This window comes from Pseudomonas sp. FSL L8-0168 (assembly GCF_037976155.1).
In the GTDB taxonomy this organism is placed as follows: Bacteria; Pseudomonadota; Gammaproteobacteria; order Pseudomonadales; family Pseudomonadaceae; genus Aquipseudomonas; species Aquipseudomonas paracarnis.
Genome location: NZ_CP150262.1, coordinates 595,023 through 614,943 on the forward strand (window position 1 = coordinate 595,023; position 19,921 = coordinate 614,943).

Below are 19,921 nucleotides of genomic sequence, written 5' to 3' on the forward strand. Positions count from 1 at the left end.
GGTCAGTGAGCCGGGTAGTCCGCTACCACTACATCTTTACCGTCTCGGGTCAGGCCAATGATTTGATAGGCCTCGCTGCGTCCGTCCACTTCCATCCCTGGTGAGCCTAAGGGCATACCCGGTGCGGCAAGGCCCAGCAGGTCGTTGCGCTTGCGCAAGGCCAGGACCTGCTCGGCGGGTACGTGGCCTTCGACGAATTTGCCGTCGATGACCGCGGTGTGGCAGGAGCCAAGCCGTGGCGCGACGCCCAGGCGCTGCTTCACCGCGCTCATGTTGGCTTCAACGTGGTCGTTGACCTTGAAACCGTTGCTCTCCAAGTGGCTGATCCACTTTTTGCAGCAGCCGCAGTTGGCGTCGCGGTGGACGTCGATGGGGATCAACTCGGCGGCCTGGGCCAAGGTAGTGGTGAACAAGGCACTGAGCAGGGCCAGTCGCAATGGGGTTTTCATCGTGGGTCTCACTGAAGGCGTGGCGATAAGCCGGGCATTCTCCCTGCTTTTGCGGGTATGTTTGCAATGTGACGCCGTTGTAATGTTTCTAAATTATACGAAGCGCTGGTTTTCCAGTCGCTGCTTGAGGCGGTCCAACGCAATCGCCGACAACGCGACCATGCGCTCGTGCAAAGACGCCAGTTGCAGTTCGGTTTCATAAGTCAGCACCCGCTTGAACAGCGTGCCGCCCTGATGAGCGCGCAAGTAGTAATGAATGGAACCATCAACCGCCAGGGAGGTGAACACGGTTTTGAACTCGCTGGGGCGGCGGGCGATTTGTACGCGGTAACTCATGGAGACGCGTATGCCCAGCAGGTCGATGATTTCGGTAAAGCGCGTGCCGATCGGCAATGAGCCGGTGTTGCCGGTGTCGGCGCTAAGGGAAGTGGGGTGCCACTCGTGCCAGCGGTCGGGCTGGGTCACATAGTCATAAACCGCCTCGATCGGCGTGTGGATGAAGCGTTCCTGACTGATCTGCTCCAAGCGGACCGAATGCTCAGTCGCGTGCATGACACACCTCCTGTGTGGCGGTTTTTACACTAGGAGCTGTGAGGATAGTCTGACGCCCGCGCTTTGCACGGGCGTCGGCAGGCCGTTCGTCAATCCCGCTGAGAACGGCCCGGACAAGGGCTCCCAGCAGGCACTAGATATCCAGCATGGCCAGCACGTCCTTGGGGTAACGCAGGCCTGCGGTTGCATCGGCAGGGAAGATCGCATCCAGCGCAGCCAGTTCGTCCGCGCTGAGAGAAATCGACAGCGCCTCCACATTCTCTTGCAGATAGGTGCGCCGCTTGGTGCCGGGAATCGGGATGATGTAATCGCCTTGAGCCAAGACCCAGGCCAGCGCCAGTTGCCCGGCCGTCACACCTTTGTCTGCCGCCAGCGTCTTGACCTGTTCTACCAGCCGCAGGTTTTTCGCAAAGTTCTCACCCTGAAAGCGCGGGCTGAAGCGTCGGTAATCATCGGCGCCGAAATCATCCGGGCTCTTCAAGGCGCCGGTGAGAAAGCCTCGGCCCAGTGGGCTGTACGGCACAAACGCGATGCCCAGGCGCTGGCAGGCCGCGAGGCAGCCATTGTCTTGCTGGTCGCGGCTCCATAGCGAATATTCACTTTGCAGGGCGCTGATGGGATGGACCTTATGCGCCCGTTCCAGAGTAGCGGCGGACGCCTCGCTCAGGCCCAGGTAGCGCACCTTGCCCTGTTTTATCAGGTCGGCCATGGCACCCACGGTTTCTTCGATGGCCACGTCGGGGTCGATACGGTGCTGGTAGTACAGGTCCAGCGTATCCACCCCCAGGCGTTGCAAGGTGCCGTCGATGGCGTTGCGGATATAGTCGGGCCGGCCATTCACCCCGCGCAATACGGGGTTGGCAGGGTCGCGCACAATCCCGAATTTACTGGCCAGGAACACCTGGTCGCGCTTGCCGGCAATAGCCTTGCCGATCAGTTGCTCATTGGTGTGCGGGCCGTACATGTCAGCGGTATCGAGAAAGTTGACGCCCAGCTCCAGGGCGCGGTGCAAGGTTGCGGTGGCTTCGGTGGTATCGCTGCCGGGCGTGTAGAAATCGGTCATGCCCATGCAGCCAAGGCCAATGGCAGACACATGCGGGCCGTTTTTACCGAGTTGTCGAGTGTGCATAGGGAAGCTCCTGGTGATGAGGGGCCCATTGTTACCCTTGAAAAAATGCAGATAAACCCGTTAAAAGTGCTATCACTGTTCGTAATATCTAAACAATCTCCCACAGGAGCATTCTCTTGGATCGTTTTAACGCCATGCGCGTGTTCACTCGGATTGTCGAGTTGGGCGGGTTTGCCAAGGCCGCCGACAGCCTGCAATTGCCACGCGCCTCCGTAACAATTCTGATCAAGCAACTGGAGGCCCATCTCGGCGTGCAACTGCTGCAGCGCACCACGCGCCACGTCAGCCCGACCCTGGATGGCGCGGCGTACTACCAACGTTGCGTGCAGTTGCTGACCGATCTTGAGGAAACCGAGGCGGTGTTCTCCACGCGGCGCCAGAACCCTCGGGGCATCTTGAGCATTGATATGCCCTCAGGCATTGGGAGCTTGATTGTCATTCCGGCTTTGCCAACGTTTACTGCGTTGTACCCACAGATCGAGTTGGAGATCGGCCTCAATGATCGGCCAGTGGATTTGATTCGCGAAGGCGTCGATTGTGTGTTGCGGGGCGGTCCGGCCTTGGACGAATCGCTGGTGGCGCGGCCCTTGGCGATGATGGAACAACTGACGCTGGCCAGCCCCGCGTACCTTGAACGCATGGGCACGCCCACCTGCCTGGAGCAGTTGGCGGGTCACCAAATGGTCGAGTATGTTTCCCGTGCCAGCGGTAAACGGTTTGGCCTGGAATTTCTGCTGGGCAGCGAGTTGCATCCGATCAACCTGCCGAAAGTGGTTGCCGTGAACAGCTCTGCCGGTTACTTCGCTGCGTGCGAAGCCGGCTACGGGCTGATCCAGGCACCTCGTTATCACGCCCTGCGCCAACTGGCCGAGGGCACCCTGGTGCAGGTGCTCCCTGATGTGGCCGTGCCGAAGATGGCGCTGACTGCGTTGTACCCGCCCCATCGGCAATTGTCGCAGCGGGTGCGGGTGTTCGTCGATTGGCTGGTGCAGTTGTGCGCCCGGCCCGGCACCGGTTTACAAGGCTAGGCTTGCGCCCTGCGATAAGCGCCAGGCTGTTGCCCGGTAACTTTATGAAAGGCTCGGGTAAACGCCGCCACCGATTGATACCCGGCTGCCAGCGAAACCTCGGCCACGGTCCGGTCCGCCTTGAGCAACCCACAGGCGTGGCGCATGCGGATCATCAGCAGTACTTGCCCGGGTGACTGCCCGCACAATTCGCTGAAGCGCTTGAAAAACGCCGAGCGCGACAACCCGGTACAGGCCGCCATGCTTTCCAGGCTCCAGGGCTCGGCCGGGCGGGCGATCAATTGTTCCAGCAAATGCGCAAACGCCGGTGCCCGGCCCAGCGCCGCCAAGCCGCCAAGCTCGGTGTTGTCGAGTACTTGCTGGCGCAATACATACAGGAACAGCAGGTGGCACAGGCGCTCCAGCAGCGCGGAAGAGGGCGCTGGCGTGCGTGCGCATTCGTGCAGGATCAACTCGAACAGGCTGCGTGCGGCCGTCAGCGACGGGTCGCCGGCGCGCAGGATGATCCAGCTGGGCAGGGTGTCGACGATCAGTGTCGACAAGCCGGATTGAAAGTGAAAGAAACCGCAGACTAATCCCACCCCGTCGGTGGCCGTGCTGTCGAGGGGCAGCATCGCACGGCGTGGGCACTCCTGGGCACCGGCTGCCGTGGCTTGGCCGGACAGGCGAAAAGCAAAGTCACGCAGCAGAAACACCGCGTCACCATTATTCAGGTGGTGGGGCATTGGATCGCCGTCGATATGCAGCCAGCATTCGCCTTGCACAATCAAATGGAAGCTCGCCTGTGCCAGGCCGTGGGTGCTCGCGTGCCAGTCACCGCAATAACGGCCGACGTGAAACAAACTGGTGTTGAGTTCGAGGCTATCTAATAACCAATCGACAAGTACATCGGACGAATTCATCTAATGGAAAGACTCAAGAGCAAGTAATCGCTACTTTAGCCTATTGAGCGCTTTTTTTAGAACCAACAGACTGGGGCATTGAAACCCAACAGGAGTCCACTTCATGTCCCGTGTACCGTTGCTCACGCCTGAAACCGCACCGGAAGCCGCCAAACCCTTCCTGGAAAACGCGCTCAAAGCCTCGGGTTTTATTCCTAACCTGCTGGGCGTACTGGCCAACGCACCGGCCGCGCTGGAAACCTACATCACCGTCTCCGGCTTGAATGCCAAGGCAGAACTGAGCCTGGCCGACCGTGAAGTGGTGCAATTGATTGCCGCCACCAGCCACGGTTGTGATTTCTGTGTCGCTGGCCACACCGCGGTTGCCCGCAACAAAGCGAAGCTGCCCGAGGAGGTGATCGAGGCCTTGCGCCGCCGGGGTGAGTTGCCTGACGCACGCTATGAGACACTCGCCGCCTTTACGCGTGAGGTGATCGCCACCCGTGGGGATGTGAGTGACGCGGGCTTTGAGGCGTTCCGCGCCGCCGGCTACACCGACGGCCACGCGCTGGAAGTCATCCTGGGGGTCAGCCTGGCAACCCTGTGCAACTTCGCCAACGTGTTTGCCCGTACCCCGCTGAACCCGGAGCTGGCGCAATACCGTTGGGAAAAACCGGCCAACTGATTTGGCGTTGGCCCACCCGCTGTAAAAGGAGAAACATGAATGCTTGACCCAATCTTGAGCCGTTGGCTCGATGTTCAAGCGCAGGCCCTGGACGTGGGCAGTTGCGATCCACAGGAAGTGCTGCCGCGGCTGGCAGAAGCCAATATTCTGAAAATCGGTGTACCCACCCAGTTGGGCGGCCTGGGCGGTGACGTGGCGGGTGCGGTCGAGGCCATCGCCAATGTAGCTAGCCATTCCCTGGCGGCGGCGTTTGTGTGCTGGGGCCAGCGCTCGTTTATCGAGTACTTGCTGCAGAGTCCCAATCAGCGTCTGCGCGAGCAACTGATGCCTGACCTGCTCAGCGGCAAGTTGGCTGGGGCCACCGGGCTGTCGAATGCGATGAAGTTTCTGTCGGGTATCGAGTCGTTGCAGATCAGCGCCGAGCCCAACGACCACGGTTGGACCCTCAACGGTCGCCTGCACTGGGTGACCAACTTGCGCAAGAATGGCTTTGTCGCTGCGGCGGCCATCGAGCATGCAGGGGGCGGCGCGCCATTTATCCTGGCGATTCCGGATTCGGTGGCCGGGTTGCAGCGCTCCCGCGACCTGGAGCTGCTCGGGCTGCAATCGAGCAACACCGCAGCGCTTGGCCTGGAAGGCGTGGAGCTGAGTCGCGAATGGTTGCTGCACGAGGATGCGCGCAAGTTTTTACCGGCGGTACGCCCGGCGTTTCTAGGCTTGCAGTGCGGCATGTCGATTGGTTTGGCGCGGCGTTCCCTGGCTGAAGTAGCCCACCATTTGGGCGCCAGTCGCACCGTGTTGCGCGACGAGTTGGAAGCCCTGCGCGTGACCCTGGATCATCTGGTCAACGAGCTTAAAAGCGGGCTGTTGGCCGGGCGCTTTACCGCCGAGCCGATACCGCTGTTCAAGCTGCGTATCGCGCTGGCCGAAACCGCCGCCAGCGCTGTGCAGCTTGAACTGCAAGCCAGCGGTGGCAAGGCCTACCTGACCGCCCACGGCAGCGGCTTTGCCCGGCGCTGGCGCGAGTCGGCCTTTGTACCGATCGTAACGCCCAGCCTGGTGCAACTGCGTACCGAGCTCCACCGCCAGGCCAATCTATGAGCCAGGCGGTATTGACGGCCCAGGGCATTTGCCTGGGGTATGGCAGCGGGCCGGTGTTGCAAGGCTTCGACTTGCACTTGCAACCGGGTGAAGTGGTGTCGATTCTGGGCCCGAGCGGCGTGGGCAAATCCAGCCTGCTGCGCGTGCTAGCCGGCTTGCAGGCACCTCAGGCTGGCCGCGTGCAAGTATTGGGCGAGCCGTTGAGCGGCCCGCATCCGCGCGTGGTGGTGGCTTTTCAAGACCCGAGCCTGTTGCCTTGGCTGACCCTGGAAAAAAACGTTGCCTTCGGCCTGGATTTCGCTCGCCAACCGCACTTGAGTGGTGAAGAACGCCGCCGTCGTGTTGACCACGCCATTGCAGCGGTGGGGCTGGAGCCTGCGCGTCAGCAGTTCCCGGCGCAATTGTCCGGTGGCATGGCACAGCGCACGGCACTGGCCCGCTGCCTGGCGCGTCAGCCACAAGTGTTACTGCTCGACGAGCCCTTCGGCGCGCTCGATGAAGTGACTCGCGCCGATATGCAGCACCTGTTGCTCAAGGTCAATCGTGAGCAAGGCTCGGCGGCCGTATTGATCACCCACGACATCGACGAAGCGCTGTTGCTGTCGGACCGCATCCTGCTACTGGGTAACCGCCCGGCGCGGACGTTGGGCGAGTGGGCTATCGACCTGCCGCACCCTCGGGAAGAGCAGGTCGAGGCCATTGGCGCGCTGCGTATCGAGATTTTGAAAACCTTACGGCAGGCGAGCCGCCCTCAACCCAACCCCCTTGAACAACAGGAGTTTACCCATGTGTCTGGATGACCTGACCCACTCGCGCCGTGACTTTCTCAAGCTCTCTGCCGTGCTCAGTGCCGCGGGCGCCTTGCCCCTGTTGAGCAGCCTGCAGGCGCGCGCCGCCAATGAGCCCGACGCGCCGGTCCGCATCGGCTACTTGCCCATCACTGACGCCACGCCACTGCTGGTTGCCCACAACAACGGCCTGTTCGAAGCCGAAGGCATCAAGGCCGAGCGCCCGGTGTTGTTGCGTAGCTGGGCCCAGGTGATCGAGGCGTTTATCTCCGGCCAGGTCAACGTGATACACCTGCTGTCGCCAATGACCGTATGGGCGCGCTACGCCAGTAAGGTCCCGGCCAAAGTCGTGGCATGGAACCATGTGGGCGGTTCGGGCTTGACCGTATCCCCTGGCATTACCGACGTGAAGCAACTGGGCGGTAAGTCGGTGGCGATTCCGTTCTGGTACTCGATCCATAACGTGGTGGTGCAGCAACTGTTCCGCGATAACGGCCTCACGCCGGTCACCCGCGCCACCGGCAGTTCGATTGCTGCCAATGAGGTCAACCTGATCGTGTTGCCGCCCTCGGACATGCCTCCGGCTTTGGCGAGCAAACGCATCGACGGCTACATCGTCGCCGAGCCGTTCAATGCCTTGGCAGAAAACCTCAAGGTCGGTCGCGTGCAACGCTTCACGGGTGACGTGTGGCGAAACCATGCCTGCTGCGTGGTGTTCATGCACGAGCACGACCTGGCCAACCGTCCGGAGTGGTCGCAGAAGGTGGTGAACGCCATCGTCAAGGCCCAGGTGTGGACCCGCGACAACCGTGAAGAGGCAGTGAAGCTGCTGTCCAAGGATGGCCCGAACCGTTACACGCCCCATGCCGAGCCGGTGTTGAGCAAAGTCCTGGCGCCGGCGGCCAGCGACCGCGCCTCCTACGTGGCCGACGGCGCGATCCAGCACGCCAACTGGGACGAGCACCGCATCGACTTCCAACCGTACCCGTTCCCCAGCTACACCGAAGAACTGGTGCGGCGCTTGAAGGACACCTTGATCGAAGGCGACAAGAAGTTTCTCGCAGGCCTGGACCCTGCCTTCGTGGCCAAGGACCTGGTGGACGACCGCTTCGTGCGCAACGCGATCGAAGCCGTGGGTGGCATGCAGACCTTCGGTTTGCCGGATGGTTATGAGCGGCACGAGGAGATCGGCGTTTGAACAACAGCAGAATCCCCGGCTGGTGGCTGGGGCTGATTGGCTTGGCGGGTTTGTTGGTGTTGTGGTGGCTGGGCGTGAACGTGTTCGGCGAGGCTGATGGCCTATCGGCGCGCTTTTCCCTGGAGGCCACCGCCAGCAGCTTGTGGGAATTGCTCGGGCGGGGTGAGTTGTACCTGCATATCGCCGTAAGCCTGAAGCGTATTTTCGTCGGGCTGTTTATCGCGTTGTTGGTAGGCGTACCCCTCGGGTTGCTGGTGGGCAGTTCGCGTAACCTAGAGGCGGCGACCACGCCGGCGTTCCAGTTTCTGCGGATGATTTCACCACTGTCCTGGATGCCGATCGTGGTGATGCTGATGGGCGTGGGCGATCAGCCTATCTACTTCCTTCTGGCCTTTGCCGCTGTCTGGCCGATCATGCTCAACACCGCAGCGGGCGTGCGTCAGCTCGACCCGCGCTGGTTGCAGTTGAGCAAGAGCTTGAGCGCGACGCGTTGGGAGACATTGCGTCGGGTGATCATTCCTGGCGTCGTCGGCCATGTGCTGACCGGCGTGCGCCTGGCCATCGGCATCCTGTGGATCGTACTGGTGCCCTGCGAAATGCTTGGGGTCAGTGCGGGACTGGGGTATTACATCCTCGATACGCGTGATCGCCTGGCGTATTCGGAGTTGATGGCGATGGTGGTGGTGATTGGGGTGCTGGGGTTTGCGCTGGATGCGTTAGCGCGTTGGTTGCACCAACGGTGGGTGCATGGCGGCTGATGGGCTCGAACGTTGCCTGCGTGCTACGCAGGCAACTATTTAGCGTGTTATCAGGTTGCTGGCGAAAAGATTTGCAGATCTCCCGCCAGATCGTTGTCAGCGTTCAGGGTACCCAGCGGGCCCGGTTTGGCATCCGTGGAGTTCGTGCCGTAGCCCACCTTCATGCCTGTTCGTTCGTAAACACCGATGCCAATGCCTCCGGTCGCCTCAGCCAAGCCGGTGACGCCTTGAGTGGAGTTGATGTGTTGGCGGCCCACCAAGGCGATCACTTTACCCTTATGCTTGTGTTGTTCAATGACGCGTGCGGCGTAGTAGTTGAACTCTTTGAGTCTTTTCAGGTTTCGTTCGGTTTCGCTTAGCGTCGTGTAGGCCTTACGGTCATGCCGGTGGCGTGTCAGATAAAAGTGGTCAAGGGGCACGACTTCTATTCCGGCATCCTTGAATTTTCTGATCAACGTCTGCAGATTGAATTGAGGGTGGGCGGGCCGCAAACCGTGGCCTGTATGGCCCATGCCATCGTCCTTGAGTAGTCCATTGTTGTCATAGACGACACCTTCAATGCCGACCACCTTTACATTTTTGCGCTTGAACAGGTCGATGCTTGCGTCAATTTCGCGGAACATGGCCAAATGCTGGTGACTCTCCCCGAATACCACCACGTCCGAATTGTCCAAGGCTTTCTCGATCAGGTCGGGCACTGTCTCGTAAGGTTTCGTTTCTGGAATTATGGGGCGATTTTGTGGGTTCAACGGGTCCAGTTTTTGATGGAAAGCATCCATTTCTGCGTTGAACCGCTCTTGTGTCGGTTGCCTTCGGCTGGGTGTGAAGTGGCCTTCGTTGGGGGCGCCTTTAATATGTTTTACGTATTCGTCTTTGATGGCGTCCAGATGATCGGTTTTGTTTACGATCGTCGGCGTGTGTCCATTGATGTTCGGCGCTTTTGGGGTGGGTCTTTTGTAGGGTTGAAATCGCGTGTTTTGCCGAGCGTTCATGTGCCCCCGAGGGGAAAAGTCAGCATGGGGTGAGGGTGGCATCAGCGTATGCGCAGGATCAAAAGCTTGAGGCGCACCGTAAGCCTCCTGCTTATGCACATCGTAGGGGTACCATTTACCGTTGTGTTTGACGGCAGAGCCATGAACCCGCTGGTTGCCCACCTTGAAGGTCCCGGTTGCCGCTGCCTCGTAGCGGCTTGCGGCGCTGATCAGCGCTTCGTGGCTTGCGCTTCCCTTCAGGGATGGCACCGCACCAGCTATCGCTTCAACGCTTTCGTAAATGAGTTTACCCGAGCCCTTTAGCAGATCACCCACGCCGTTTAACGGGTTCAACTCCTTGAGCAGGGCTGGCACCATGATTTTCGTTGCCTTGAGCGCCTTGCTCACGGCTGACCCAGCCGTACCCAGTACTTTTCCGAGTTTGGCCGCCAAACCGATGCCGGCGGTGACCAAACCGAAAATATCCAGGGTGACGTCAGTGATCCCCTCGCCGTAGTTGCCGTCCATGAAATTGACGATTGCGGAACGGAAGGGAATAAGGTCGAGCAAAAACTCTTTGAAGTTCGTCAGCTTTTCATGATTACGCTCAAAGGTCGTGGTCCCCGCAGCGGCTTTCTTGATGGCGGGATTGTCCAGGTCCAACGCCTTGAGCACGGAGTCGGCGATATGGTGAGTGCGTGGGTTCAGGAACATATACGGCTGGGGTGCCGTGGAGGGCTGTTCGCGATCCAGCTTGCTTTCCTTCAAATCACCCAGGTCGATCCATGAAAACGGCACAGGGTTGGCCGGGATACTTGCGAGAATCGATTGCCCGCTGTCAACGATCTTGACGTTGTCTCTGTCCGGATAAAATGGCTCTTCCCTGATTATCTCGTTGGAGAACTTGACAGGGGCCGCCGGTGTTTTTCGGTTGCCCCGGCTTCGGATAACGCCGTTTACCGTATCGAACTCATAGGTGGTGGTTTGTCCATTGTTTTGCGCGGTGACCAGTACCGTAGGGCTGGTGTGAAACAAGGTGTCACCTTCGAAAGGGATCATGCCCACCTTGTAACTTTTTTCTTGAAAATAATTGAGCTTGCCCTGGGTCAAGTTTTTTCTGTCTTCGGGCGGCAGGTTGCTGAGCGCGTTGAGGAGAGCTGTTTTTTTAACGGTCTTATGATTGTCCAAGGCGGTAGAAAAGGCATCCTCAAACGCTCGTTGAATATTGAATGGCGCGCTGTGGGTGAAGGCAATAACCGCATCAAGGTCCACGCCGGTATTTTCTTTCGTGAGTACCCAGCGACCCTCCATGACCCGTTCTTCCATGACGATTTCCACCAGTGAGCGCGGCGCGCTGGGCGTATCGCCATTGTATTTGGAGAACATCTTGAGCTCGAAGTCCATGCCAGGGCCGAATGTCTTCACGAGGAGGTCCAGCGCCATGTGTTTACGGCTTGGAAAACTCCCGCCGATGAGCGATGAGGCTTCTATCAGCGTATCGAGTTGTGCTTTGAACAGCGCCTGGGCTTTTTCCAGGTCGGCTGGCTGATACAGGGCATCGTCTTTCGCTGGAAGAATGTCATTGGCCACGGCCCAATCCAACATCACTGCGGCTTGCGCAGAGGCGGGCACGGCGCCAGCAGTGTCGGCGGTGATCATCACTTCGGCATAAGACAGGGCGGCCACGCGGCCTGGAGTCTTGGCTTCAATGGCGGCTACTGCAATGCAAAGGTTCGCCCACGCGGCGCTGCCGTAAACTACCGAATCAGGAATGTCCTTGACCAGCAATTGCGGCGCAGTGCGTCTGAGTAACAGATGTGCAGCCGCGCCAGCGAGCTCAGGGGATTCGCGCCCCGTGTCAATCAAGTGTTGGCGCAGGCTGTTGGTGATGGTCGAAAGCGGTTTGCCCCAATGACTTTTCTGCGCCAGGTCGAAACCCGCCACATGGTTTCGCACAGGCGCCGTCAACGACTCGGGGTCCAGCATCAATTGGATCGCCGCCAGGGCATAGTCGTTTGCGCTGGTGTCGGTGGCGATACCATTCATTTTGGTTTGCATGGCTTGGCCGAGAGCCTGGCCATCCTTGGAGCTGATCAGGGTTTCGAGCACCTTGACCGGGTCCGCCAGTGCCTGCTCGGAGAAACTCAGGTTTCTACCCAGATGTTCCAGTACGCCGCGCTTGGGATTCCCCTGCGGTAAGTCGGGATCGCTGTTGGCATGTTCGACGGCGGCCGTGCGCAGCGTGTCTTGTTGGCTGACATCCAAGGGGATCGGCCAGGACAGGCCCCCTGCGAAGTTGCCCAAGGGGTGTTGCTGTGCGCGTGCTTTTGCGCTTTGCGCCAAGGCCAGCAAGTCGACCACGGTCTTGGGCAATGGCACGCCGTTTTCAAGCAGGAAGGCTTCGAGGCTTACGGACATGCCAGGTGTCCGTATGTAGGCTTGGTAATGGGCTGAGTCTGGCGCGATATTCATCGGCGTATTTTTCAGCAGGGCCGACACCTCACGTTCTGTCGGGCTTTGCGGCAAGGCCTGGGCAGACTCGTTGAGTTTTTGCGCAAGGTATCGCCAGTTTTTCTGATCACCCAGGCGTTGATCCAATGCCTGGCGCGCGTCGATGCTGTTCGCGCGCTCGTCCAGCCATTGCGCACGCGCCAACAGGGCGCTGTTGCCGTCGAAATGCGGTCCCAGGTCGGCAGCCTCAGGCAGGCCCGTCTCAGTCAGAAGATGCCCCCACGGGTCGACAAGCGTCGGCTCAACGTTGTTCGACTCATACAACGCTTGCAGTGCGTTACTCACCTGATGCCGCTGGCGCTCCAGCAACTGCGGCACGCCTGTGGCAATGACGTCGCCGGTCACTGGGGAGAGGTCCTGGCTCAAGTGATTTTTCCAGTCATTCTTCAAGCCGTTTTGAACCTCCACCGGCAAACTCTGCAGTAGCTGCGCTGCGGCTTCGGGGTCGTCATTAATGCGTTGACGCAAGGTCGCAAGTGCCTTGGCCGGGCTGTCGAATGTTTCGTAGCCATCGCGAGGTGTGTAGAGCACCGTCAGGCCTTGCTGTTGGCCAGGAAGTAAGGTGCGGTCTGTCTGTGCGCTACTGAATGGGCGTGTCGCCGACGATCCATCGCTGCTGGTGATCAGGAAGCCCCCTGCCAGCAGGCTGCCCTCTGGGCTTGGGGTATCCAATTTGAGCGGGTAGACACCGGGCCTTTCGCCATCCTTCATCGCGCTTTCCCGAGCCTGCAGGGTTGGATACTCAAGCGCCTTGTCGATCAATGATTTGGCGGCGGGCGTTAACGCACCGTCTTCCACGCCCAAGGCGGCGAGGGTGGACAGCATCTCTCGGTGGATACTGAGCAATTCGTTCTGGGGTGACTCGGGGTTGGGTTCGCCCGTGCGTGGCTCGGTCCAGAATCGGGAAAGGCTCAGGGGCAGTTCTTTTTCGATGGTTTGTGCAATCGAAAGGAGGGTGTCGCGAGCGTGCAATTGCTGGCTGCTTTCGCTTGGCGAGGCGCTGGTGTAGAAGCCGACTTCCGTGCTGGCAGTACTGGTCGAGGCCTGGGCGCCGGGAGGTGCCTTGAGCTGGCGCAGTGCGTTGAACAGGGCTTCGGTGATGCTCTGCACCGAGATTAATGTGCGTTGGCCGTGTTCATCAGTGTGATAGCGATGCACATACAGTGACGAGGCGTCTACAGGCGGTGTAGTACCGAAGCTGCGATTCAATTGCTGCTCGATAACACTGCTGAGCGTCGGCTGGCGCAGCAGCAGTGCCTGGATGTCCTGGTTGAGTTGTTGGTATTGATTGAGCAACAAGCGTTGATCAGTTATTTGAAGGCCCTTGATCAGGTCAGAACGAATCGCACTGACCGGCGTGATCGCATCCACGTCCGGAACGGCTATCGTCTGGACCGTCCCTGGCATCGAACGGGTGTGGGCAGGAGCGGCGATTTCATCGCTGGAGACGTTTCGGCGCAGGCGATGGTGGGCGATACCTGAAATCAAGTGAGTTATTCCAATGGCATTGGCCCACGCGTCCTGATGATAATCCGAGGGATGATTCTTCCTTGTTTGGGCCTCGAATGATTGGGATGAGAGCGTCGGGAGGTTCCGAAGGCGCCCTGGGAAATGTTATTAACGAATATGTAACGCGTCGGTGCAGCAACACGGGGAAAGTGGGCTTGCTGCACACAGTGAGCACGCAGGGGCAGCTCGTTAGGGCGAGTACTCCCGAGGGGATCAGCGACGTTCGTAAACTCGGCCGCCATCATCGTGGCGATCATGCCAGCCACCGCCGCGCGGGAAGAAGAAACAACCGCCCAGGCTCAGCATGATCATCAAGGGAACCAGCAGGATGAGTCGTCGAAGCATTTCACAATTCTCCAAGGGGCTTCAAAGGTCTGTCAGGCGTAGGACAAGCCAAATCTGTTCATCGCCTGTAACATAAGACCCCGCCGACGCCGTGCCATCCCCGTAGTTGGGTATGTGCTTGGCATGCGCGGCGATACACAGTGGATACATCCTTCAGGTCCAGGAATTCGTCATGACCCAAAAGCAACGCTTGAAATACTCGCTTCTGATTGCCCTGGCTGTACTGGGCGCGATGTTCGGCCTGTCTTATCTGCAGAACACTGGCGTGATCAGCGAGAAAACCTTCCAGTACCTGGCCATCGCGATTGCCGTGGTCGTCGTGGTGATCAACGGCATCATGCGCCGCAAGGTCAAGCCTAACTTCTGACGCGTGTCAGTCAGGCACGACCTTCGAGTACCTTGGCAGCCTCTTCATGGAGGCTGTAGCTCTTGTCGGCGTTCAGGGTGATCACACCCTCGCTGCACAGACGCTTGAGTACCTCGCGCACGCTGAGAAACGACAACGGAATGCCCAGCTCCAGCAGGTGGCTGTGCACGCCGCGTACCCCGAGGGTGCGCTGGTTGGCGGCAGCGGTGAGGAGGGCGTCGATGACCTTCAGTCGAATCAGGCTGGTGCGCAAACCGAAACACTTGAGTAAGTGGCGTATGCGCTGGTTGCCTTGCTGTTCGGGCGCGTTGCCGAACGCCTGTGTATCGTTGCCAAAGTGAGTATCGGTGGCCTTTGAATGTCCATCCGTGGGCACTTGCGGGTTATACATGCAAAAACTCCTTTTCTTTTCAGAGCCTGATCAGGAAAAGATGGTGCTCTTGAGTAATAAGACGAACGAGTGAGGCAAATCATGAAACGATGAATGTAGAAAATTTGTCGGTATCAGATTTGTCACCTTTCAAGCGCTGACGATATACAGCCTTGTGCGGCTAAATTATTCCGGTCGATTTGCGTTCTTACGGTGGGGTAACCATCCCTTGTGAGGGTGTTCAATTTGACTGTGGAGTCGGCGTGATTATTTCCAACGGGTTGTCCAGAGTGGGCGTGGCAGGGCTGTTGCTGGGGTTGAGCCTGGCCGTATCGGCACGGGAGCAAGTTACGCAGGCGTCGGCGGATATCCGGCGTACCAGTTATGGCGTGCCGCATATTCGCGCCTTTGACGAGCGTGGCCTGGGGGTGGGTATGGGGTACGCCTATGCCCAGGACAACCTGTGCTTGCTGGCCAATGAAGTGGTCACGGTCAATGGCGAGCGCGCCAAGTTTTTCGGGCCGGACCAAGCGACCCTGCAAGAGCGCAACAACCTCGCCAGCGATGTGTTCTTCAATTGGTTGAATACCCCCGAGGCAGTGGCGGCATTCTGGAAAGCCCAGAGCCCGCAGATGCAACAGCGCCTCGAAGGGTACGTGGCCGGCTACAACCGTTACCTCAAGGAGCAGGGCGCACCCGCGCATTGCCAGGCCGCGTGGGTACGGCCCTTGGTAGTCCAAGACCTGGTCAAGTTGACCCGCAGGCTATTGGTGGAAGGGGGCGTCGGCCAATTCGCCGAAGCCCTGGTCGGGGCAACACCACCCCAAGCCACCGCCGATGTCCAATCCGACGCCAAAGGCTTTGCACTGGCCGCGGCCAACCAGCAACGCTTCACGCTGGACCGAGGCAGCAATGCCGTCGCCGTGGGCCGTGACCGCTCATTCAATGGCCGTGGCATGCTGCTGGCCAACCCGCATTTTCCTTGGCTGGGCGGCATGCGTTTTTACCAGATGCACCTGACCATCCCTGGCCAGCTGGATGTGATGGGCGCCGCATTGCCAGGGCTGCCCGTGGTGAACATCGGTTTCAACCAGCATGTGGCGTGGACCCACACCGTCGACACCTCCAAACACTTCACCCTGTACCGCTTGACCCTCGACCCCAAGGACGCCACCCGTTATCTGCTGGACGGCAAGTCCATCCCACTGGAAAAAACGGCCGTAACAGTCCAGGTCAAGCAAGCTGACGGCAGCCTCAAGGCCGTGTCCCACAACGTCTACAGTTCGCAGTTCGGCCCCGTGGTGCAATGGCCGGGCAAGCTCGACTGGGACAGCCACTACGCCTTCAGCCTGCGCGACGCCAACCTGGGCAACGACCGGGTGCTGCAACAGTGGTACGCCATGAACCGCGCCAGCAGCCTCAAGGAACTGCAAAGCTCGGTGCATACCCTGCAAGGCATCCCCTGGGTCAACACCCTGGCCGCCGATGACCAGGGCCAGAGCCTGTACATGAACCTGTCGGTGGTGCCCAACGTCAGCGCCGCTAAACTGGCAACATGCAGCGACCCACGGGCCGGCCTGCAAATGATTATGCTTGACGGCGCCCACAGCGCCTGCGCCTGGGATATCGACCCGCGCGCGGCCCAGCCCGGTATCTTCCCGGCCGACCAGTTGCCCCAACTGCAACGCACCGACTACGTGCAACACTCCAACGATTCCGCCTGGATGGCCAACCCCAAGGCGCCGCTAACGGGCTTTTCGCCGGTGATCAGCCAGGACAACATCGGCCTCGGCCCGCGTGCGCGCTTCGCGCTCCAGCGCCTGCAAGCCCTTGAGCAGCAGCCGATCAGCGTCACCGACCTGCAAGACATGGTCATGGACAACGAGGTGTACCTGGCGGGCCAGGTCATGCCCGACTTGCTGACATTCTGCGCCAACCAACTCGGCACCGACGCCAACGCGCTACAACCGCTGTGCACCAGCCTGAAAAACTGGGACCAGCGCGCCAACCTCGACAGCGGCGTGGGCCTGGTGCACTTCATCAACCTGATGCAACACCTGCAGCAAATCCCCGATGCCTGGCGCGTGGCCTTCGACCCGGCCCATCCACTGACCACCCCAAGCGGCCTCGCCATTGACCGCGCCCCTGTCGCCAAGGCCCTGCTGGAAGCCATGCTGGCCTCCAGCGCTGAGGTCAGCAAACTGGGGCAGACCCGCTGGGGCGATATCCAAGTCTCCGGCCAAACCCCCATCCACGGCGGCCCGCAAGAAGTGGGCATCTACAACGCCATGCAAACCGTGCCCCGCGCCGACGGCAAACGCGAAGTCGTCAGCGGCACCAGCTACCTGCAAATCGTCAGCTTCGACGACAAAGGCCCCAACGCAGTCGGCGTCCTGGCATTCTCCGAGTCCAGCAACCCGGCGTCCGCTTATTCAAAGGACCAGACCCAAGCCTTCTCCGAGAAAAAACTGCACCCGTTGCCCTTCACCGAAGCCCAGATCAAGGCCGACCCGCACTACCAAATCCAAACAGTGAAGGAGTAGGGCAGACGCGCAACCCCTTGATGCCAAGGCAGAATATTTTTTGAAATCAAGGGGTTGCAGGCCTAGGCAAATGAGTACATAATGGCGCCCATCGAACGCAATGAAGCATTAAAAACTTCAATGTATTCAATGGTTTAGAGTAGAGGCAGGCATCACGTAGCCCACTCAAGTTTGTATGCGGTGAATGTCAGCAACAAGGGCATTGATCGTTTGAGGCCGAGTAGCAAAATGGTTATGCAGCGGATTGCAAATCCGCCTACGCCGGTTCGATTCCGACCTCGGCCTCCACTCTTAGAAACCCCGTAGATTAGCGTCTACGGGGTTTTTTATTGTCTGGGATTTGCCTGCACTTCCAACGCCTCGTGAAACTGAACCAAACAAATGATGTCCGATTGCTATCGGCCAAGGACGAGGTCCGCCAAGCGCGCATTGGGTCTACGCTCAGTAAGGCCTCAAGCGACCTCCTCATGCCGGTTTAGCCGCGCGCTTATCCTGCCAGCGCAAGATAACGCCCGCACTCATCAAAGCTGACAGAGTGACCCATGAAACAAAAAATTCTTCTTGTAGCCGTGTGTGCTGCACTCATCCAAGGCTGTGCCGCCCCTTCCAAAAGCCATGAAGAATCACCTTCAATGCCTACTACCTCAGCAGCTGTAGCCCAGCCAACCTTATCCGCTTACGACTGGAACCTGGTCTCGGCAACGGACGCGTCGGGCAAGCCTCTTGTGGCGATGAACAAAGGCATCGAGCGCAAGTTGCGCGTTGCCTTCGGTGACAAGAACCTGAGCATCAGCGGTGGCTGCAATCGTCAGTTCGGCGGCTTTCACTATCAGGACGGGGTTCTGAAGGTTCAGCCACTGGCCTCTACGCTGATGGCCTGTGACAAGAGCCTGATGGACCTTGATGCCCAGGTAGGGCGGCTGTTCAAGGGTGAGCTGCGCGCTGTGATCACCGGCGATAACGTGGCGCCGATGCTGCAACTGACGACAGCGGATGGCTCGGTGCTCAAGCTGCAAGGCGAGGCCACCCCGCAGACCCGCTACGGTAGCGAGGGTGAGGTCAAGTTTCTGGAAGTGGCGGCCAAGACGGTCAAGTGCAGCCATCCTTTGATTCCAGATTATCAGTGCCTCCAAGTGCGCGAGCGTCGTTATGACGACGCGGGCCTGCAACTGGCGACCCAAGACACCTGGCATCCGCTGTACCAGCCTATCGAAGGCTTTGTGCATCATGACGGCGTGCGCACTGTGCTGCGGGTCAAACAGTACGAATGGAAGAATCCGCCAGCGGATGCGCCTTCGACGGTCTACGTGTTGGATATGGTGGTCGAGCAGGACGCTTCTGGCAGCAAGTAAGCTTGCGCAAACCCCGTAGATCAGCGTCTACGGGGTTTTTTATTGCCTGTGATTTATGCGTTTTTTCGACGAGTGACATGTCTAGATCAAGGGTTCTGGTTCGAACGGGGGTTGTCACCTGAGCTTTTGCCGACTACCCTGAAAATGTTTGAATTATTACAAACAATTTCGGTGTGTCTGTTTTTTAGGTCACACGGCTTCAGGACGAGGAACGAAAAATGTTTTCACACGAAGGTACCGCACTAGAGCTGTTGGTCTTGGTTTTTGGCGTCACTGGGTTATTGTTGATCGCCTGGTTTATTCACCATCAATACGAGCTAAAGTCGCGTAAGCATGTAAAAAAACAACATGTTTCTGGCCAGCAGCGTGAAGCTCAGAGCCGCTAACCGTCCCTTCACCCGTGCCAGCCTTTACGGCTGGCTTCAGCGTCCGGTTTCAATGGACTGCAAGGTTTTCCCGAGCCCACTGCTCAGCAGTGGTGACAGGAATCGATTGTTGCTCGTTGAACGTGGCCGCCTTAGGCCAGGCCACACCTTTGCCTTGTGCGAATACAGCACGGTACTTCTTGATGTGGTGCGTGGGGTCTTTTTCCAGTGCCTGCATGAGATAATCAACCGTCCACACGTTGCGTTTGAACGGGCGATCCAGAACGCGCTCCAGCATACTCGCAACCTGCCCATACGTGACGGTGTCGCCGGCGAGATAGACAATCTGATTGCGCATGCGCGGTTCGAAGAACACGATTTGCGCTGTCAGCGTACCGATGTCGTCCGGTGTCGTGAGCGTCACGCTGTTCTCGAGGCTGCCCAGGGCGTTCACTGTGTTGTTGTCGAAGTCGACGACCTCGAACACCGGCTCGAACAGGAAGCTGGTGAACATGCCTGTCGAGATGATGACCCATTCAGTGTTGTCCTGGGCGCGCAGCAACTCACGCACATCCAGTTGGGCATCGAACAGATCCTGGGGGCTGCCCCGGCCAATCACTTCGAAATCCACGCCAAACTGCCAGGGGAAGTAGCGATTCACGCCGGACTTGAGCGCGGCGGTCGCCAGCTTCATCGGGGTTTCTCGGCCCGCGACCATGCCTGCGCAGCCGATCACGGTATCGAAGCGTGCGAAGACCTTGGCAAGTTGATCGATTGAGTCGTTCACCAAGTCTGCGGCGACCATCTGGATGCCCAGGCTGCGCAGCTCGTCGACCTCTGCCTTTTTTTCGGGCATTTGCGTGTTGATGGTCGATTCCCTGAGCAGCACGCTAATAGTGGAACCGGGCGCGCGTTTGGCCTCACGCGCCAGGTTGCGCAAAACCGGCAGGCCGAGTTCGCCGGCGCCTAGAACGAGGATCGATTGAGAGGGAAGTGGGGGCATTTCAGGCATGATTTCT

General features: G+C 59.2%; 18 protein-coding genes and 1 tRNA gene. 11 read left to right on the top strand and 8 right to left on the bottom strand.

All coding sequences use genetic code 11. The annotated features are described in order from the left end of the window. Window positions 1-2 precede the first annotated feature (2 nt). The 3 genes from MHH62_RS02475 to MHH62_RS02485 all read right to left on the bottom strand — a co-directional run bounded on the left by MHH62_RS02475 (window position 3) and on the right by MHH62_RS02485 (window position 2,130). The gene (locus MHH62_RS02475; protein ID WP_014718602.1) at window positions 3-449 is read right to left on the bottom strand and encodes a DUF411 domain-containing protein; all 447 of its coding nucleotides are present in this window, start codon (window positions 447-449) and stop codon (window positions 3-5) included. 93 nt (window positions 450-542) lie between these two features. Beyond that, window positions 543-1,001: an SRPBCC family protein gene (locus tag MHH62_RS02480; RefSeq protein ID WP_038450277.1), complete on the bottom strand. Its 459-nt coding sequence runs from the start codon at window positions 999-1,001 to the stop codon at window positions 543-545. A gap of 133 nt (window positions 1,002-1,134) precedes the next feature. Then, window positions 1,135-2,130, bottom strand: coding sequence for an aldo/keto reductase (locus tag MHH62_RS02485; protein ID WP_060767721.1), 996 nt, complete (start codon window positions 2,128-2,130; stop codon window positions 1,135-1,137). Between the two features lie 116 nt (window positions 2,131-2,246). Here MHH62_RS02485 and MHH62_RS02490 point away from each other — a divergent pair, with 116 nt between their 5' ends. After that, the gene (locus MHH62_RS02490; RefSeq protein ID WP_058409930.1) at window positions 2,247-3,158 is read left to right on the top strand and encodes a LysR family transcriptional regulator; all 912 of its coding nucleotides are present in this window, start codon (window positions 2,247-2,249) and stop codon (window positions 3,156-3,158) included. Here the strand turns inward: MHH62_RS02490 and MHH62_RS02495 are convergent. Next, window positions 3,155-4,060 (bottom strand): AraC family transcriptional regulator, encoded by a 906-nt coding sequence (locus tag MHH62_RS02495; RefSeq protein ID WP_032902408.1) that lies wholly within the window; start codon window positions 4,058-4,060, stop codon window positions 3,155-3,157. The genes MHH62_RS02490 and MHH62_RS02495 overlap by 4 nt on opposite strands. Before the next feature lie 103 nt (window positions 4,061-4,163). Here MHH62_RS02495 and MHH62_RS02500 point away from each other — a divergent pair, with 103 nt between their 5' ends. Genes MHH62_RS02500 through MHH62_RS02520 form a run of 5 tightly spaced genes read left to right on the top strand, consistent with a single transcriptional unit; the run spans window position 4,164 to window position 8,569 of the window. Further along, window positions 4,164-4,724 (top strand): carboxymuconolactone decarboxylase family protein, encoded by a 561-nt coding sequence (locus tag MHH62_RS02500; RefSeq protein ID WP_032902407.1) that lies wholly within the window; start codon window positions 4,164-4,166, stop codon window positions 4,722-4,724. 39 nt (window positions 4,725-4,763) lie between these two features. After that, complete coding sequence (locus MHH62_RS02505) at window positions 4,764-5,825, top strand: acyl-CoA dehydrogenase family protein (protein ID WP_032902406.1); 1,062 nt, start codon at window positions 4,764-4,766, stop codon at window positions 5,823-5,825. Next, on the top strand, window positions 5,822-6,625 hold the full coding sequence (locus MHH62_RS02510; protein WP_014718595.1) for an ABC transporter ATP-binding protein: 804 nt from the start codon (window positions 5,822-5,824) through the stop codon (window positions 6,623-6,625). The genes MHH62_RS02505 and MHH62_RS02510 overlap by 4 nt, the downstream gene beginning before the upstream one ends. Beyond that, entirely contained in the window at window positions 6,612-7,811 is a 1,200-nt protein-coding gene (locus tag MHH62_RS02515) for an ABC transporter substrate-binding protein (RefSeq protein WP_019817131.1), read from the top strand. Before MHH62_RS02510 ends, MHH62_RS02515 begins: the two co-directional genes overlap by 14 nt. Then, complete coding sequence (locus tag MHH62_RS02520) at window positions 7,808-8,569, top strand: ABC transporter permease (protein WP_032902405.1); 762 nt, start codon at window positions 7,808-7,810, stop codon at window positions 8,567-8,569. Before MHH62_RS02515 ends, MHH62_RS02520 begins: the two co-directional genes overlap by 4 nt. 50 nt (window positions 8,570-8,619) lie before the next feature. On the opposite strand, the gene MHH62_RS02525 is transcribed toward MHH62_RS02520, so the two are convergent. Next, window positions 8,620-13,539, bottom strand: a complete 4,920-nt coding sequence (locus MHH62_RS02525; RefSeq protein WP_339232382.1) for a membrane-targeted effector domain-containing toxin — start codon at window positions 13,537-13,539, stop codon at window positions 8,620-8,622. A gap of 234 nt (window positions 13,540-13,773) precedes the next feature. Then, window positions 13,774-13,905 carry a hypothetical protein gene (locus MHH62_RS02530; RefSeq protein WP_019817128.1) on the bottom strand — a complete coding sequence of 44 codons (132 nt, stop codon included), beginning with the start codon at window positions 13,903-13,905 and terminating at the stop codon, window positions 13,774-13,776. 172 nt (window positions 13,906-14,077) lie between these two features. Between MHH62_RS02530 and MHH62_RS02535 the strand changes: the two genes are divergently transcribed. Continuing rightward, window positions 14,078-14,272: a hypothetical protein gene (locus tag MHH62_RS02535; RefSeq protein ID WP_014718591.1), complete on the top strand. Its 195-nt coding sequence runs from the start codon at window positions 14,078-14,080 to the stop codon at window positions 14,270-14,272. A 10-nt stretch (window positions 14,273-14,282) separates the two neighbouring features. Here MHH62_RS02535 and MHH62_RS02540 read toward each other — a convergent pair whose 3' ends face one another. Further along, on the bottom strand, window positions 14,283-14,663 hold the full coding sequence (locus MHH62_RS02540; RefSeq protein WP_019817127.1) for a hypothetical protein: 381 nt from the start codon (window positions 14,661-14,663) through the stop codon (window positions 14,283-14,285). Window positions 14,664-14,905: 242 nt separating this feature from the next. Between MHH62_RS02540 and MHH62_RS02545 the strand changes: the two genes are divergently transcribed. The 4 genes from MHH62_RS02545 to MHH62_RS02560 all read left to right on the top strand — a co-directional run bounded on the left by MHH62_RS02545 (window position 14,906) and on the right by MHH62_RS02560 (window position 18,923). Further along, window positions 14,906-17,185, top strand: a complete 2,280-nt coding sequence (locus MHH62_RS02545) for an acylase (RefSeq protein ID WP_339232383.1) — start codon at window positions 14,906-14,908, stop codon at window positions 17,183-17,185. A 214-nt stretch (window positions 17,186-17,399) separates the two neighbouring features. Then, window positions 17,400-17,473 (top strand) — tRNA-Cys (locus MHH62_RS02550). 344 nt (window positions 17,474-17,817) lie between these two features. Further along, window positions 17,818-18,537, top strand: a complete 720-nt coding sequence (locus tag MHH62_RS02555) for an META and DUF4377 domain-containing protein (RefSeq protein WP_233085901.1) — start codon at window positions 17,818-17,820, stop codon at window positions 18,535-18,537. A gap of 218 nt (window positions 18,538-18,755) precedes the next feature. Next, complete coding sequence (locus MHH62_RS02560; RefSeq protein ID WP_164692249.1) at window positions 18,756-18,923, top strand: hypothetical protein; 168 nt, start codon at window positions 18,756-18,758, stop codon at window positions 18,921-18,923. Between the two features lie 49 nt (window positions 18,924-18,972). Here the strand turns inward: MHH62_RS02560 and MHH62_RS02565 are convergent, their stop codons facing one another. Then, window positions 18,973-19,914, bottom strand: coding sequence for an aromatic alcohol reductase (locus MHH62_RS02565; protein ID WP_339232384.1), 942 nt, complete (start codon window positions 19,912-19,914; stop codon window positions 18,973-18,975). Window positions 19,915-19,921 lie beyond the last annotated feature (7 nt).

Coding starts and splice junctions, on each gene's coding strand:
- MHH62_RS02505 (WP_032902406.1), top strand. CDS start 4,764: ATGCTTGACCCAATCTTGAGCCGTTGGCTCGATGTTCAAGCGCAGGCC.
- MHH62_RS02515 (WP_019817131.1), top strand. CDS start 6,612: ATGTGTCTGGATGACCTGACCCACTCGCGCCGTGACTTTCTCAAGCTC.
- MHH62_RS02510 (WP_014718595.1), top strand. CDS start 5,822: ATGAGCCAGGCGGTATTGACGGCCCAGGGCATTTGCCTGGGGTATGGC.
- MHH62_RS02480 (WP_038450277.1), bottom strand. CDS start 1,001: ATGCACGCGACTGAGCATTCGGTCCGCTTGGAGCAGATCAGTCAGGAA.
- MHH62_RS02540 (WP_019817127.1), bottom strand. CDS start 14,663: ATGTATAACCCGCAAGTGCCCACGGATGGACATTCAAAGGCCACCGAT.
- MHH62_RS02475 (WP_014718602.1), bottom strand. CDS start 449: ATGAAAACCCCATTGCGACTGGCCCTGCTCAGTGCCTTGTTCACCACT.
- MHH62_RS02535 (WP_014718591.1), top strand. CDS start 14,078: ATGACCCAAAAGCAACGCTTGAAATACTCGCTTCTGATTGCCCTGGCT.
- MHH62_RS02555 (WP_233085901.1), top strand. CDS start 17,818: ATGCCTACTACCTCAGCAGCTGTAGCCCAGCCAACCTTATCCGCTTAC.
- MHH62_RS02500 (WP_032902407.1), top strand. CDS start 4,164: ATGTCCCGTGTACCGTTGCTCACGCCTGAAACCGCACCGGAAGCCGCC.
- MHH62_RS02530 (WP_019817128.1), bottom strand. CDS start 13,905: ATGCTTCGACGACTCATCCTGCTGGTTCCCTTGATGATCATGCTGAGC.
- MHH62_RS02485 (WP_060767721.1), bottom strand. CDS start 2,130: ATGCACACTCGACAACTCGGTAAAAACGGCCCGCATGTGTCTGCCATT.
- MHH62_RS02565 (WP_339232384.1), bottom strand. CDS start 19,914: ATGCCTGAAATGCCCCCACTTCCCTCTCAATCGATCCTCGTTCTAGGC.
- MHH62_RS02560 (WP_164692249.1), top strand. CDS start 18,756: ATGTTTTCACACGAAGGTACCGCACTAGAGCTGTTGGTCTTGGTTTTT.
- MHH62_RS02495 (WP_032902408.1), bottom strand. CDS start 4,060: ATGAATTCGTCCGATGTACTTGTCGATTGGTTATTAGATAGCCTCGAA.